General features: G+C 56.8%; 15 protein-coding genes. 10 read left to right on the forward strand and 5 right to left on the reverse strand.

What is annotated here, in order from left to right:
* Both AQS70_RS22925 and AQS70_RS22930 read right to left on the reverse strand, forming a co-directional pair.
* Window positions 1–458 (reverse strand): SLC13 family permease (locus AQS70_RS22925; RefSeq protein ID WP_187331840.1); only part of this gene is annotated, 458 nt, incomplete at its 3' end.
* A gap of 248 nt (window positions 459–706) precedes the next feature.
* Window positions 707–1744 (reverse strand): Ldh family oxidoreductase, encoded by a 1038-nt coding sequence (locus AQS70_RS22930; RefSeq protein WP_055105022.1) that lies wholly within the window; start codon window positions 1742–1744, stop codon window positions 707–709.
* Window positions 1745–1889: 145 nt separating this feature from the next.
* Between AQS70_RS22930 and AQS70_RS22935 the strand changes: the two genes are divergently transcribed.
* The 6 genes from AQS70_RS22935 to AQS70_RS22960 all read left to right on the forward strand — a co-directional run bounded on the left by AQS70_RS22935 (window position 1890) and on the right by AQS70_RS22960 (window position 7149).
* Window positions 1890–2765, forward strand: coding sequence for a MurR/RpiR family transcriptional regulator (locus AQS70_RS22935; RefSeq protein ID WP_055105023.1), 876 nt, complete (start codon window positions 1890–1892; stop codon window positions 2763–2765).
* A gap of 13 nt (window positions 2766–2778) precedes the next feature.
* Window positions 2779–3528: a transporter substrate-binding domain-containing protein gene (locus AQS70_RS22940; RefSeq protein WP_055105024.1), complete on the forward strand. Its 750-nt coding sequence runs from the start codon at window positions 2779–2781 to the stop codon at window positions 3526–3528.
* Window positions 3529–3631: 103 nt separating this feature from the next.
* Entirely contained in the window at window positions 3632–4351 is a 720-nt protein-coding gene (locus AQS70_RS22945; RefSeq protein ID WP_055105025.1) for an ABC transporter permease, read from the forward strand.
* On the forward strand, window positions 4348–5058 hold the full coding sequence (locus AQS70_RS22950; RefSeq protein WP_055105026.1) for an ABC transporter permease: 711 nt from the start codon (window positions 4348–4350) through the stop codon (window positions 5056–5058). The genes AQS70_RS22945 and AQS70_RS22950 overlap by 4 nt, the downstream gene beginning before the upstream one ends.
* A gap of 44 nt (window positions 5059–5102) precedes the next feature.
* Window positions 5103–6344 (forward strand): NAD(P)/FAD-dependent oxidoreductase, encoded by a 1242-nt coding sequence (locus tag AQS70_RS22955; protein WP_055105027.1) that lies wholly within the window; start codon window positions 5103–5105, stop codon window positions 6342–6344.
* A 79-nt stretch (window positions 6345–6423) separates the two neighbouring features.
* A complete protein-coding gene (locus AQS70_RS22960) occupies window positions 6424–7149 on the forward strand; it encodes an amino acid ABC transporter ATP-binding protein (RefSeq protein ID WP_082428186.1) in 726 nt (241 codons plus the stop codon).
* A 188-nt stretch (window positions 7150–7337) separates the two neighbouring features.
* Here AQS70_RS22960 and AQS70_RS22965 read toward each other — a convergent pair whose 3' ends face one another.
* Window positions 7338–9374, reverse strand: coding sequence for an NADPH-dependent 2,4-dienoyl-CoA reductase (locus AQS70_RS22965; RefSeq protein WP_055105029.1), 2037 nt, complete (start codon window positions 9372–9374; stop codon window positions 7338–7340).
* Window positions 9375–9585: 211 nt separating this feature from the next.
* Between AQS70_RS22965 and AQS70_RS22970 the strand changes: the two genes are divergently transcribed.
* Together AQS70_RS22970 and AQS70_RS22975 are read left to right on the forward strand one after the other, a co-directional pair.
* Window positions 9586–10575 carry a nitrilase-related carbon-nitrogen hydrolase gene (locus tag AQS70_RS22970; protein WP_055105030.1) on the forward strand — a complete coding sequence of 330 codons (990 nt, stop codon included), beginning with the start codon at window positions 9586–9588 and terminating at the stop codon, window positions 10573–10575.
* 4 nt (window positions 10576–10579) lie between these two features.
* Complete coding sequence (locus tag AQS70_RS22975) at window positions 10580–11620, forward strand: AraC family transcriptional regulator (protein WP_055105031.1); 1041 nt, start codon at window positions 10580–10582, stop codon at window positions 11618–11620.
* A gap of 240 nt (window positions 11621–11860) precedes the next feature.
* On the opposite strand, the gene AQS70_RS22980 is transcribed toward AQS70_RS22975, so the two are convergent.
* Together AQS70_RS22980 and AQS70_RS22985 are read right to left on the reverse strand one after the other, a co-directional pair.
* Window positions 11861–12823, reverse strand: a complete 963-nt coding sequence (locus tag AQS70_RS22980; protein ID WP_055105032.1) for a DUF2242 domain-containing protein — start codon at window positions 12821–12823, stop codon at window positions 11861–11863.
* Between the two features lie 147 nt (window positions 12824–12970).
* Window positions 12971–13888 (reverse strand): LysR substrate-binding domain-containing protein, encoded by a 918-nt coding sequence (locus AQS70_RS22985; protein WP_055105033.1) that lies wholly within the window; start codon window positions 13886–13888, stop codon window positions 12971–12973.
* A 188-nt stretch (window positions 13889–14076) separates the two neighbouring features.
* Here AQS70_RS22985 and AQS70_RS22990 point away from each other — a divergent pair, with 188 nt between their 5' ends.
* Together AQS70_RS22990 and AQS70_RS22995 are read left to right on the forward strand one after the other, a co-directional pair.
* On the forward strand, window positions 14077–14826 hold the full coding sequence (locus AQS70_RS22990) for an SDR family NAD(P)-dependent oxidoreductase (protein WP_055105034.1): 750 nt from the start codon (window positions 14077–14079) through the stop codon (window positions 14824–14826).
* Between the two features lie 94 nt (window positions 14827–14920).
* Window positions 14921–15368, forward strand: a 448-nt coding sequence (locus AQS70_RS22995) for an MFS transporter (RefSeq protein WP_187331841.1), incomplete at its 3' end; no start/stop codon positions are given.

Below are 15368 nucleotides of genomic sequence, written 5' to 3' on the forward strand. Positions count from 1 at the left end.
ATGGCGCCGATCAAAAGGGGGCGGGTGCTGGTGCCGATTCGTGACAGCGTGACCAGCGCGATGCGCCGGTCCAGCCCGGTGTGGGTCATGGCAGCAGCAATAAACAACGCCCCGGCTACCAGCGCCAGCGCGGCATTCGAAAACCCGGTCAGGGCCATCGTGATGCCGGCATTTGTGCCGTAGATTTTCGACGGATCATCTAGAGTGGGCGCCATGCCAATCAGAAACGCCATCAGCGACGTGATCATGATTGCACTGGCTTCGTACGACACGGCTTCGGTGATCCACACCACCACAGCGAACACTAGAATAGCCAGCATCCGATGCCCGGCGACCGGGAGATCGGCGGGCAATGGCATCAGTAAAACGCCCACCATCGCCAACACAGCGATAACCAGACCTAGGGGTAACTTAACCTTCGCCGTTGCAGGCGGCGGGGTCGTAGCAGGCGCGTTCACGGCCATCTCCTTATGCTTGAAAACGCCTGCAGCATAGGTCAAGCGCAAGGGTTGCGCGTTGATACTTGTCAGCTGTTTTAAACCCAGGTACTGCTACACAGGACCGCGTGCACACCGAATTTATTGTAGGAGCTGCCGCAGGCTGCGATCTTTTGATCTTTAAAAGCCAAGATCGCAGCCTGCGGCAGCTCCTACGGGCCGTTGGTGATCAAATGCTGTTGCGCCACACAACGTGTTTGCGGCAGCTCCTAACGGTGTGTGGCCAACGCCCGCAGTTTAGTCAGCTCTTCGACGCCCAACGGGATGCCTGCATCCTGTGATTTGGCGCGTTCGATAAAACGTCGATCGCCCGGCATACGCTCAAGGCCCACGGCGTGCATCTGCCGCACCAGTTCGGCGCTGCGCTGGGCAAAGCTGTTGCCGCCGGATTTGCTCGGGTCGATCACAATTAACAACTGGCCCGTCCACGGTGTCTGCGCGCCAGGGTGTTTTTTCCAATCGAACTCGAACGAGAAGTTGCCGCCTGTCAACGCGGCGGCCAGCAGCTCCACCAGCATCGACAGCGCCGAACCTTTGTGACCACCAAACGGCAACAAGGCGCCGCCATCGAGGATGGCTTTAGGGTCTTCGGTGGGCTCGCCCTGTCTGTCGACGCCCATGCCCGCGGGCAATAAATGACCTTTGCGTGCAGCGATCTGCACGTCGCCATGGGCAATGGCGCTGGTGGCCAAGTCGAACACAATCGGATTGCCCTGCGCACGCGGCGCCGCGAATGCAATCGGATTGGTGCCGAACAAGGGTTTTTGCGCGCCGTGCGGCACCACGCAGGTCATGCTGTTGACCACGCTCAAGGCCACCAAACCTTCCTCGGCAAAGGGCTCAACATCTGGCCACAACGCCGCAAAATGATGCGAATTACGAATAGCCAGTACCGCGATCCCGGCGTTGCGGGCTTTTTCGACCAACAGTCCACGGGCAGCCGCCAATGCCGGTTGGGCAAAGCCATTGGCTGCGTCAACGCGGATAAAACCAGAGGCCACGTCTTCGACTTTGGGCACAGCCTGACCGTCCACCCAATTGCTGGCCAAAGACGCCAGATACCCAGGAATGCGAAATACCCCATGGCTGTAAGAACCATCGCGCTGAGCCCGTGCGCAGTTATCGGCCAGCACCTGAGCCACCGCTTGGGAGGTGCCATGACGCTCAAATATCTGTTGCAGCAGCGTGGTCAACTCGTTGAGCGAAAGTGACTCTGTAGACGATGTGGCAGTGACGGGCTGGGACATGCTGGCGCTCCGATCAAGTTATTTTTATATCGAGATGCAACTGTAAGGCCACTATCCTGCGATGACAGTTATCTGTCAATTGTTGACTTAATGACAGAAAACCTTCACTTTCTGCAGCGAGCTGAAACAAGAACAGGAAGCAGCCGTGAGCCAGTCGATTAAACAACGCCTTGAAAGCAGCCTGTCAACCGCCGCGCCTTCGGGTCGGGCGATTGCCAGTTATATGCTGGCGAACCTCTACGAGTTGCCGTTTCAGACTGCCGCCGACATTGCCAGCAAGCTGGGCGTCAGCGAGTCTAGCGTTGGGCGCTTTTGCCGCTCGCTGGGCTACAGCCATTTCAAAGAACTCAAAAGCGATCTTAAAGACGACCTCGGCGATGGCCCGTGGCTGGTCGGCGATCGCCTGCAAGAATTTCGTCAACAATCGAGCCAAAGCCCGCAGGCATTGCCACGCAGTTTTGAGCTGGAAGTCGCGGCGCTGGTCAAGGTGTATGAGTACAGCCTCACGCCCGCTTGGCAAACCGTCAGTCAGCGTCTAGCCACCCGACGCAAAGTGTTTGTTGCGGGTTTCCAGACCGAGCGCGGGATCGCCGCGTCTATGGTGCATTTGCTGCAATACCTTCGCGACGGTGTGCAGTTAGTCGATGGCGCTGCGGGGCATTACGCCGACGTACTGCTGTGCCCCGCCGACGAGTGCGCCCTGGTGGTGTTCGAGGCCCGACGCTATTCGCGCCACGCCCAGCAACTGTGCCGCAAGGCGCGTGAGCCAGGGATCCCGGTCACGCTGGTGACCGACACCTTTTGCGACTGGGCAGACCAGAGCGCCGATGAAGTATTTCGCGTGCCGACCGAATTCAATCTGTTCTGGGAATCCACCGCAGCCATGCTGTCGCTGGTGCACCTGCTGATCAATGAAGTGTGCAAACAACTGGGGCCTGACGTTGAGAAACGTCTTGAGGCAACCGCGGCCTTACACAATGAGTTCGTGGGTTACACATCCTCACCCGGATCAAAACAATAAAACGAGGTGCTAGATGAACAACGTCCTTCGCTTTGCCAGTGCGTGCGCAATGGTCTTCGCCGTCGCGTCCAACGCTCAGGCCGACAAACTGATCATCGCCACGGAAGGCGCATACCCGCCGTTCAACTACGTTGATTCGGACAACAAACTGCATGGCTTCGACGTTGATATCACCCAAGAGCTGTGCAAACGCATGGACGCGCAATGCACCATCGTCGCCCAGGATTGGGACGGGATCATTGCCGGGTTAATGGCCAAAAAGTATGACGCCATCGTGGCGTCAATGATCGTCAATGAAGAGCGCAAAAAGAAAATTGCGTTTACCAATCACTACTACCGCACGCCGCTGTCGATCGCCGTGGCCAAAGATTCGGACATCACCGACGCTCAGTCAGACTTCGCGGGTAAAACCGTCGGCGCCCAAAGCGCCGCCACTCAAAGCCTGTATGCCGAAGCGCACTACCCAAAGGCTGACCTCAAGCTGTACCCCACCTTGGACGAAGCCAACAGCGAATTGGCCAACGAGCGGGTGGATGTGGTGATCGCCGACAAATTCCCGCTGATGGAATGGGTTAATAAAACCGGCAAAGACTGCTGCAAAATCATCGGCGACGTTGATGGCACGATGGACGACGCGGCGATTGCAGTGCGCAAAAATGATGATGCCCTGCGCGAGCGTTTCAATAAGGCGCTGGATGAAATCGTCGCCGACGGCACCTATAAAAAGATCTCGAGCAAGTACTTCGACTTCGACATCTACTAAGTTTTTCGCCCTCGGTTGAGGGCTTCCCTGCCAATAACTTCGCCCTGCGCGCCTTGGGTGTGCAGAGGCGCACTATTGCCTTTTTTTGCCCGGGGACTCGAGCATGCTCGAACAACTCTCACTGCTTTCATTCGCCAGCGGCGGCTGGGGCTCGGCGCTACTGGCCGGATCGTTGGTAACCATCGCCTTGGCCTTGAGTTGCTTGCCCATCGGCTTGCCGCTGGGGCTGCTCGTGGCCGTCGCTGCACGCTCCAAAAACCGTTGGCTGCGGGCTTGGGCCACGACCTTTTCCACTGTTTTTCGAGGCCTGCCAGAACTGCTGACGCTGTTGATCATTTACTACGGCTGCCAGATTGCGGCGCAAAAATTCCTCGCCTTGATGGGCTATGACGTGCAGTTCACCATCAACACCTTCGTGGCCGCCATGATCGCCTTCAGCTTGGTATTTGCGGCATTTTCCAGCGAGATCTGGCTAGGCGCTTTTAAAACTGTTCCCAAAGGGCAGTACGAAGCAGCTTCGGCGCTGGGTCTGTCTACGTTCACCACGTTTCGCAAAGTTGTGCTGCCACAACTGGCGCGCATTGCTCTGCCCGGCCTATCGAACAACTGGCTGTCACTGCTTAAAGACACCTCACTGGTGTCGACCATCGCCTTGGTCGACCTGATGCGCCAAACCAACTTGGCCGTTAGCGTGACCAAAGACCCGATGCTGTTTTACAGCGTGGCCTGCTTTATCTACTTGTTTTTCTCGGCCATCTCCGGGCGCTTGTTCGCCTTTTTGGAGCGCTACTTCAACCGCCACATACGGAGCGTGCAGCCATGAGCTTGGCGGATCTGCAACACCTGCTTCTAGACCCCGAACTGCTTCAGCGCTACGGCCCGCGCTTTATCGACGGGTTGCTGGTGACCGCCAAACTGGTGGGCATTTCATTCACCCTCGGCGCGTTGCTCGGGCTGGTGATTGCCCTAGGGCGTTTATCCAACAACCGCTTGTTGCGCAACGTGACGGGCGTCTACGTGTATTTCTTCCGCGGTTCACCGCTGCTGGCGCAGTTGTTTCTGCTGTATTACGGCCTCGGGTCACTCAAAGGCTTTTGGCAAGATATTGGCTTGTGGTGGTTTTTCCGTGATGCGTGGCTCTGCACCTTGCTCGCCTTCACCCTAAACACCGCCGCGTATCAGGCCGAAATTTTGCGCGGCAGTATTTTGTCCGTCGCCCAAGGTCAGCGTGAAGCGTGCAAGGCACTGAATCTGTCGCGCTGGACGACCTTTCGCAAGGTCATCTTGCCGCAGTCATTGTTGGTGGCCATCGGCCCGCTGGGCAACGAACTGATTCTGATGATCAAGGCCAGCGCCATCGCCTCCTTAGTGACCATTTACGACCTGATGGGCGTGACCAAAATGGTCTTTGCACGCACCTTCGACTTTCAGGTGTACCTGTGGGCCGCGGTGCTGTACCTGCTGATCGTCGAGATCGTGCGGCGCAGCCTGAAACTTATCGAAGGCCGCCTCAGCCGTCACATTCAGTAAGCCCATTGTGGCTGCACAGACGGCCCTCGTTTAAGGATGTATTTATGCATTGCGACACTATCGTTCTGGGCGCTGGGATTGTCGGCGTCTGTACCGCGTTGCAGCTTCAGGCCCGCGGGCGCAAGGTGGTATTGCTCGACCGCGACCAACCGGGCAGCGGCACCAGCCACGGTAACGCCGGGTTGATTGAGCGCGCCAGCGTTATCCCGTACGCGTTCCCGCGTGAAGTTTCGCGTTTATTGCGTTACGGCCTGAACCAACAATCTGACGTGCGCTACAGCCTCAAACATCTGCCCAAGGCCGGGCCGTGGCTGATGCAGTATTGGCGTCAATCCGGCAGCAAGGGTTTGGCCAAAGCCACTCAGGCAATGCTGCCGCTGATAGAAAAATGCGTGAGTGAACACGACCTGCTGGCTGAACCTGCTGGGGTGACGGGGTTGATTCAAGACAGCGGCTGGGTTGAGGTGTATCGCACCTCGGCAGACTTCGACAAAGCCCAGCGCGATGCGGCCGCTTTGGCAGCCTATAAGCTCAACTACCGAGTGCTCGACAAACACCAGGTCCACGCGCTTGAACCTGGGCTGCATAGTGACGTAGTGGGTGGTATTCACTGGCTCGACCCCAAAACCGTCAGCGACCCCGGAGGCCTGACCCGAGGCTACGCCGAGCTGTTTGTCCAGCGTGGCGGCACCTTTGTGCTCGGCGATGCCACTCGCCTACGGGCGACGGCAGGGCAATGGCAGGTCGAGAGCCAAAAAGGACTGATCGTCGCCCAAGAGGCAGTGGTGGCGCTGGGGCCACAGGCCCGGGCTATTTTCGAGCCGTTGGGATACCGCATTCCGCTGGCGATCAAGCGTGGCTACCACATGCACTACGCCGCCAAACACGGCCACACCATGCAACACCCGATACTCGATTCAATCGGCGGTTACGTGTTGGCACCGATGGTCGGCGGTATTCGCCTGACCACCGGCATCGAATTCGCTGACAGCGACGACCCGATCAATGAAATCCAACTGCGCCGTTGCGAAGAGCGCGCTCAGCGTTTGTATCCGTTGGGTCCGCGGGTCGATGCCGCACCGTGGTTGGGGCGCCGCCCTTGCTTGCCGGACATGTGCCCGGTGATCGGTCCGGCCAGTCGTCATAAAGGCTTGTGGTTCAACTTTGGCCATGCCCACCACGGGCTGACACTAGGGCCGGTCAGCGGGCGTTTGCTGGCCGAAATGATGACCGGCCAACAACCGTTTACTGATCCAACACCCTACAGCGCCGAGCGCTTTAACTGACCTCTGGAGACACGCTATGCACGCCCAATCTGCTGATGTTCGTAACCCTGTGTCACCAGTGGCTGACACCCGCAAGGTGGTGGTGGACATTACTGGCTTGAACAAGTACTACAGCGCTTTTCATGTACTCAAAGGCATTGACCTGACCGTGCGTGAAGGCGAGCGGATCGTCTTGTGCGGCCCGTCCGGGTCGGGTAAGTCAACCTTGATCCGCTGTATTAATCGCCTCGAAGTCGCCGAAAAAGGCCGCATTCTGGTCAACAACACCGACCTCTCACACAGCACCCGTGAAGCAGATAACGTGCGCAGCGAAATCGGTATGGTGTTTCAGCACTTCAACCTGTTCCCGCACATGAGCGTGCTGGACAACTGCATCTTGGCGCCTATGTCGGTGCGCGGGTTACCTCGTAAAAAAGCCGTAGAGCTGGCGCAGCATTTTCTGCAAAAAGTCGGCATCGCCAGCCAAGCCAACAAGTACCCGAGCCAACTGTCCGGCGGGCAACAACAACGCGTCGCCATCGCACGTGCGTTGTGCATGGAGCCGAAAATCATGTTGTTTGATGAGCCGACCTCGGCCCTAGACCCGGAAATGGTCAGTGAAGTGTTAGACGTGATGGTCAAGCTGGCGGGCAGCGGCATGACCATGCTCTGCGTCACCCATGAAATGGGCTTTGCGCGGCAAGTGGCAGAGCGGGTGTTGTTTCTGGACGGCGGCATGATCATCGAAGACTCGCCACCTGAAGACTTCTTCAACGCCCCAAAAAGCCCACGGGCAAAAGCATTTCTCGCGCAGATCGTGCACTAGGTCCAAGCCCCCCCTTGTAGCATCTACATTGCTGCGATAGCGGCCACATGGCTTTTCAAGGAGCTGCCGCAGGCTGCGATCTTTTGATTTTTAGAGGTCAAGATCAAAAGATCGCAGCCTGCGGCAGCTCCTACAGCGTTAATCGCTATCCAATACAAGCAAGGTTGATCGTTGAAATCAGCTCGGGTTTACAACTCGGCCGCCAGTCGCGAGCCTTGGTTGATTGCGCGTTTGGCATCCAGTTCGGCAGCCACGTCAGCCCCGCCAATAAGATGCACGCTCTGACCTGCGGCGACTAAACCTGCTTGCAACTCACGCAGAGGGTCTTGCCCCGCGCATATCACGATGTTGTCAACCGGCAACAGTTGCGGCTCGCCTTCGTCAATGCGGATGTGCAGGCCGTCATTGTCGATGCTCAGGTATTCAACGCTGTTGAGCATTTGCACGCCTTTGTTCTTCAGCCCCGCACGGTGAATCCAGCCTGTCGTCTTGCCCAAGCCGTCTCCCACTTTGGTTTTTTTACGTTGCAGCAAAAAAACTTGGCGAGCGGGTGCATGCACTTCGGGTTTTATTCCAGCAACTCCGCCACGCGCTTCTAACTCGGGGTCTATCCCCCATTCACGCCAGAACGCTTCGCGATCCTGGCTGGTGGCCACGCCCTCATGCACTAGGAACTCGGACACGTCAAAACCAATGCCGCCGGCGCCGATTACGGCGACTGTGGCCCCCACCGGCTTGCGCCCAAGGATCACATCCAGGTAGCTCAGTACTTTGGGGTGTTCAATACCCGGAATCGCCGGGCTGCGCGGTGAAATACCGGTAGCCAAGATGATTTCGTCAAACTGGCCCGCCAGCAGTTGCGGCACATCAACACGGGTATTGAGCCGCAACTCAACACCCGTGGTTTGCAGCTTGTGCGCGAAGTAACGCAAGGTTTCAAAAAACTCTTCCTTTCCTGGCACGCGCTTGGCAACGTTAAATTGGCCACCGATCTCGCTGGCCGAATCAAACAACGTGACCTGATGACCACGCTCAGCGGCCACGGTCGCCGCTGATAAGCCAGCCGGCCCAGCGCCAACCACGGCGATTTTCTTCACAGCGATGGTTGGTAAGTAATTGAGTTCGGTTTCGTGGCAGGCACGCGGGTTAACCAGGCACGTGGTGAGCTTGCCGCCAAAGGTGTGGTCCAAACAGGCCTGATTACAGCCAATGCAGGTGTTGATCTCATTACTGCGACCCGCCGCGGCTTTGTTGACGAATTCTGGATCAGCCAAAAACGGGCGCGCCATGGACACCATGTCCGCGTCACCTTCGGCCAAAATCTGCTCAGCAACGTCAGGGGTGTTGATGCGGTTGGTGGTGATCAACGGCACGTTGACCGAACCGCGCAGCTTGGCGGTGACCTTGCTGAAGGCTCCGCGCGGAACTTTCGTGGCAATGGTCGGGATACGCGCCTCATGCCAGCCGATCCCGGTATTGATAAGGGTCACACCGGCGAGTTCCACTGCCTTGGCCAGTTGCACGATTTCTTCCCAAACACTGCCACCGGCGACCAAATCGAGCATCGACAAGCGATAAATAATGATGAAGTTCGGGCCAACGGCTTCTCGCGTGCGCCGTACGATCTCAAGGGGCAGGCGCATGCGGTTTTCGTAACTGCCACCCCAGCGGTCAGTGCGGTGGTTGGTTTGAGCCGCCAAGAATTGGTTAATGAAGTAACCTTCGGAGCCCATGATCTCCACCCCGTCATAACCGGCACTTTGAGCCAGTTGAGCGCAGGTCACGAAGTCGCTGATCTGCTTCTCGATACCCGCTTCATCGAGCTCTTTAGGGGTAAACGGGTTGATCGGTGCCTGAATGGCGCTCGGAGCCACTTGTTTTGGGCTATAGGCGTAGCGTCCGGCGTGAAGGATCTGCAAGCAAATTTTGCCACCCGCAGCGTGTACTGCTTGGGTCACTACCAAGTGCTTTTCTGCCTCTTCAGACGTGCTGAGCTTGGCTGCACCACGGTAGACGCCACCTTCATCGTTAGGCGCAATGCCGCCCGTGACTATCAGCCCGACACCCCCTTTGGCCCGCTCGGCAAAATAGGCCGCCATGCGTTCAAACCCACCCGGTTGCTCTTCAAGGCCGGTATGCATTGACCCCATCAGGGTGCGGTTACGCAAAGTGGTAAAGCCCAAATCCAGCGGGGCCAATAAATGTGGGTAGTCAGAGGCAGTCATCAGGGGAGCTCCGTTACAGGCAAAATCACGCTAAGCGAGGCGCTCATAGGCCCTCGTCGGTTATGACTGGCACAGTAAAGACACACCCAGACACGCTCAATGACCCAAAGTTACAAATTAATGACCTGAATGCCCATCGCCCCTTGGCAAGTCCGGCTTGGCACCCTACCCTAAGCGTCGAATTCTGCTCACGGTTACCGCTTTATTTCTCATGCGTAAATTATTTGCTTGCACCTTATTGACCGCCCTTGTCGCTGCTGGCGCTGGCTACGCGTACTGGACTAAGCATCGCCCGGCCGGTCATTACCTGTCTGATCTGCGGATACAGCTGGCGATCAATGAAGGCGTGGATCAAGGCCGGGGCAATCTATTGGGCATCGAGCCTGATCTGTCCCCGCGTGACTTTCAACGTCTAGATTTGGTGCACTTAAAGCTGGCCGCCTATTTGAACAGCGCCCGCAATGACGGGCTGCTCAACGATAAAACGGTGGTGGTGTTACCTGAACACATTGGCTCATGGCTGGTGTTTGAAGGTGAAAAAAACGAGCTGTATCAAGCCCCCAACTTGAATGAAGCCATGCACATGCTGGTCCTCAGTCACCCGTTGGCATTTGCCAATGCCTGGTTACGGGCAGACGGTGACAACCGGACTAACGATGCGCACCTGCGCATGAAAGCTGAGCCTATGGCCAGGGACTATCAGCGTCTATTCGGTGGCTTGGCCAAAGAGTTTGGAGTGACGCTGGTGGCGGGCAGTATTACCTTGCCTGATCCGCGTATTGAAAACGGCACACTGAAGCCCGGTAGCGGCCCTCTGTACAACAGCAGCGTTGTTTTCGACCGTAATGGTGTGCCGCACAGCCCTATGCAGCGCCAGTTACTACCCACTTACGAAGAACAAAGTTATATCCAGCCAAGCCCCGATCATCATTTGAATGTGATCGACACTCCGGCCGGACGCTTGGGCATCCTTGTGGGCAGCGACAGTTGGTATCCCGAGCACTACCGGGCCTTGAACGAGCAAGGCGCGCAACTGACCAGCAGCTTGCCTGTCAGCACGGCGCAAGCAGGGGTCACTGTGTTTCTACGCGGCAAGTTCTGGGACAAACGCAGTTCTGGGCACGGCTTTATTAGCCATGACGGTCATAACAACAGCGAGAACATCAGTGATGGTGCGCGACTGTTGAACGTATGGCTCTAAGACCATGAAACCAATGCCGATGCGCTTGGGGGATCTTTCGGTCGGATTTGTTGAGGCGCTAGCGGACGCCATTCGCAGCTTTGGGCAAGACCCGCTACCGCTGTTGGACCAATACGGGCTTGATCCGGCTCGGCTCGCCCTGCCCGCAGCCCGCTTGTCGATCCCGCGCTACATGCGTTTGGGGCATGCGGCAATCGTTCTGACAGGCGAACCGGGGTTGGGATTGCGCATGGGTCAATTGAGCCGACTCCCTCAAGTAGGGCTGGCCGGCGTCACCGCCGCCCAAGCTCCAACCGTACGCGAAGCCGCACGCACGCTGACTCGTTTTGAACCGCTGTACGGCTCAAACTATCGCGGCCAGTCGAGCCTGCACGAGGATACTCATGGCGCTTGGCTGCGCTTTTATTCCATCAGCCCGTATAACGCCTATAACCGCTTTGTAGTGGACTCGATCATTGCTGGCTGGCTGCAACAACTATCATCTGTTGCCGCTCAGCCTTTGCTCTGTGAGCAGATCGACATCGAGTTCAGCGAGCCTGTGTATGCCGAGTGCTACAGCCAGTTGAAGCAAGTTCCGATTAACTTTCGTGCACAAACAAATCAATTACGCCTTAGCCACGCGACCCTTGACCTACGCAACCCTGTGCATTGCCCCAGCACGTGGGCAACCCTGCTGCAGCTGTGTGAGCGCGAATTAGAGATGTTGACCCGCACCCGTAGCCTGCGCGAACGCATCACGCAATTATTGGGGCCGTTGCTCAATGGTGGCCGGGAGCCCGACCTAGAAGAAGTGGCGACGCGTCTTAAGCTGCCGACGTGGACTTTACGCCGCAAGCTGGCAGAAGAAGGTACGCAATTTCGCGCGATTTTGAATGACACACGGCGCGACCTTGCCATGACCTATATCCGGGAGACGGAATTGGCCTTTGGCGAAATTGCTTATTTGTTGGGGTTTGCCTCAGCCGAGGCGTTTCAGAGAGCCTTTAAGCGCTGGAACGGGGAAACTCCAGGAGAGTTCCGTCGTCGCCAGCGTCAATTGGCCTGATTCAAAGCTCAGTCGCGTCGTCAGCAGACTCAGGGGAGTCCAACTCCGATGCCTGATACTCGAGCAGTTCTTCTTGATAGTCGTCCATGGCTACATCCTCTTTAGTCTATGAGTTCACGTCATACCTGAGTGACGCTGGGTGGAGCTTAAAGTGCGCGCATGAAGGTTAAATGACACATTCGCGAACTTGCCCAGCACTGACTTTAAACGTAGCAGACCTCAGAAATTTTGTGCAACCCTTTATTCTGTTGGCGCAGGCTCTACTGCGGTAGGCACAGGCGTTTTTGACGCTTCTGTCGGCGGTGTGCTGCTGGACTCCGGCGCAGGTGCGGCTGGCTCGGCACTGTTCTCAGCCGGCTTTTCAGCGGCAGGCGGGGTGACTGGCGAAGGTGTTACTGAGTCGGGTGTTGTGGTCGGCACCACTGGCGCCGGGGCAGTTGGGGTGTCGGTGGGCACTATGGCTGGTAACTCCACAGGCGCGACGATGGGGGTTGAGCTGTTAGGGGCAACCTCAGGTTCAACCGCAGGTGTTTCGCTCGCTACAGGCGCAGGTGTGACAGGTACAGCTGGCGCAAGCACGGGCGTTACAGGCGCAGTCTGGGCCTTGATATCGAGGGTTTCTGGAACGCCCAGTTCGGCCTTAGGCTTGTCATCTTCTTCAACCGCTTTTTTCACTTCTTTAGGCAAGAACACTTCAACCAAAGAGAAATAGCGGTCATAAAAATCGGGCGATGACACGGTTTCACTGGCCACTTTGACCATTGAGTCGTCGGACGAACCAATCGGCATCGACACAGAGCCCAACACGCCTACACCTAGGCTCGCCGAGTTATTGGTCTTCTTCAGTGCATAACGATCCAGCAAGGCGTTAGCAAACATGGTGGCATGGTGCGCTGAGCGGCCGTCGTCGGCGCAGACTACGTTAAAACTGATTTCCAGATGGCTTTCGCCCGTTTGCTGGAAGCTTTTATGGCCGCTGATCATTTTCGGGTCTTTGCTGGTAATGATGTACCCCTGACTCAGCAATGCCCGACGTGCAGCCTCACACGAGGCGACATCGGTTACCGGATAGTTACGCGAAAACGTACCTGAGTCGTTGAAGCTTTCACGCTCATAAATCGCGGTCTTATTCGATGAACAACCTGCGAGGCCGGCCAGCAACATAGCAACGACCACGGTACGCAACGCAAAGAACATGAGCATTAAAAATCCTGAAGGGAATGGTACGGGGCGTATTGTGCATCAGATCGCAATTTTCGCGCGCGGTTTGATTCGCTGAAATGACGAGACGTGAGCCAAGGAGAAATTAAGCGAATCCAATGGCAGTGAGAACAGCCAGTAAATAGCAGGCTAAAACACAAAACTATGCCCTAGCTCTCCTTCCATCCACCCCAAAAATCGCCTGACTCTGGGGAAGCTGGAGTGAGCCTTTGGGAATACTAAATGGTGGGCCGCTACCGGGGAGTTCAAGACTTCGGGAACCACCTCAGCCAGCGAACCGCTGGAGAGGTATTTTTGCGCCAACAGCGTACTTTCAAGGGCAAACCCCAAGCCGTGGCTCGCCGCTTCTAGGCTCATATAGGATCGGTCAAAGCTCAAGGCGTAGGGCTTTTCGGGGCGAGCCAAGCCATGCTGAGCGAACCACTCAGGCCATCTGAGTAGAGTTGCCTCAGAAAGAATCAAGTCTTGGGCCAGCAGGTCAACTGCGTTTTTCACCACACAGCGTCCGATCAGCTTAGGCGAGGCCAGTACCGCGAAGCTCTCGTTGCGCACGGTGCGTACTTCATAACTGGGCCAATTGGGCCGCCCGTGACGAATATCGACATCAATCTTGTCTTGGCTGAAGTGCAGCGACTCGTACGAGCACGATAAATTGATCTGGATGTCTGGATTGGTCATACGAAATGACTCCAACCGCGGCATCAGCCACAGTAAACCAAAGCTGGGTGAGGAATGCAGCCGCAGGCAATCGAGACTCACGTCACTCGCCGCCCGGACAGTTGCGACCTCAAGGCTTTGCAACAAACCAGAGATATCCTTCAAGTACTGCTCGCCTACCGGTGTCAGCGTGACCCCACGCGCCGCGCGTACAAATAACTGTCGACCAATCATGACCTCCAGTTTGGCCAGTTGATGACTGATTGCCGACGGTGTTAAGTCCAGCACTTCGGCGGCTCTTGCCAGATTGCCAAAGCGGGCGGTTTGCTCGAAGGCTTGAATGGCTCTCAACGGTGGCAGATTGGATAACGGAATGTCGTCTTGGCGCATCGGTATTGAGCCTATTGTTTTGGTCTTGTACGAGTAGCGCTATTCAAGCACTTGTGTTCTGGATTGACGAGTGCTGAATTTTTTTCATGTAGCAGTGAGGTTTGGCTTATTGCTCGGTCACTGCGCACAGACCACTCTGAGTCCGCGATCGCTGAATCGAACCCTAATAACAATCAGAGGGACTCCTCATGCTTCTTCAAGGCAAAGTCGCCATTATCACGGGCGCTGCATCCGAACGTGGTATCGGCCGCGCAACTGCTGTGACCTTCGCCAACCACGGTGCCCGCGTGGTGATTCTGGACCTCGACGAGTCCGCCGCCCGAGATGCCGCCGCCGCACTCGGCGAGGGTCACTTAGGCCTGGCCGCCAATGTCGCCGACGAAGCCCAAGTGACGGCTGCCGTCGCCAAAGTTATTGAGCAGTACGGACGTATCGACATACTGATTAATAACGCGGGCATCACCCAACCTATCAAAACGCTGGATATCCGCTCGGGCGATTACGACAAGGTTCTGGATGTGAGCCTGCGCGGTACGTTGGTCATGTCGCAGGCAGTCATTCCAACGATGCTCGCTCAAGCCTCAGGCAGCATCGTTTGCATGTCATCGGTCTCAGCCCAGCGTGGAGGCGGCATTTTCGGCGGCCCACATTACAGCGCAGCGAAAGCCGGTGTCCTAGGGCTGGGCAAGGCCATGGCGCGAGAATTTGGCACGGCCAACATTCGCGTCAACTCGATTGCGCCAGGTCTGATTCATACCGATATCACCGGTGGCCTGATGCAGGATGATCGTCGCCACGCGATTATCGAGAGCATCCCGTTGGGACGACTGGGGACGGCGCAGGACGTCGCGAATGCGGCACTGTTTCTAGCCAGCGATCTGTCCGCTTACCTCACCGGCATCACGCTGGATGTAAACGGCGGCATGTTGATCCACTAACGGCCCTGCAAGCGGCTGCTATCCATAAGCTCTGGATCGGTGATACCCCGGGTTCTAAACCCGGCGGTCTATAAAAACAAGAGACCTGACCATCATGATAACCACCATGACGCTGGACGCTGCGTCCACTGTGCGCGCAAGCGCGTACCGCAAAACTGCCTGGCGATTGATGCCATTTTTGATGCTGTGTTATCTGTGCGCTTACCTGGACCGAGTAAACGTCGGGTTTGCAAAGCTGCAGATGATGAATGACCTGTCCTGGAGCGAGGCGGTATACGGTCTGGGTGCAGGGGTGTTCTTTCTGGGTTATTTCCTCTGCGAAGTACCCAGCAACCTCATCCTCCATAAGGTCGGCGCACGACGCTGGATTGCGCGCATCATGATCTCGTGGGGCATTATTTCCGGCCTCTTCGCCTTTGTAGAAACGGCTTGGCAGTTCTATACGCTGCGCTTTCTGCTGGGTATTGCCGAAGCAGGTCTTGCGCCGGGTTTACTGCTCTACCTCACGTATTGGTTCCCCTCCTATCGCCGCGCCAAAATGA

Origin of the sequence: Pseudomonas endophytica (assembly GCF_001411475.1) — a bacterium.
In the GTDB taxonomy this organism is placed as follows: Bacteria; Pseudomonadota; Gammaproteobacteria; order Pseudomonadales; family Pseudomonadaceae; genus Aquipseudomonas; species Aquipseudomonas endophytica.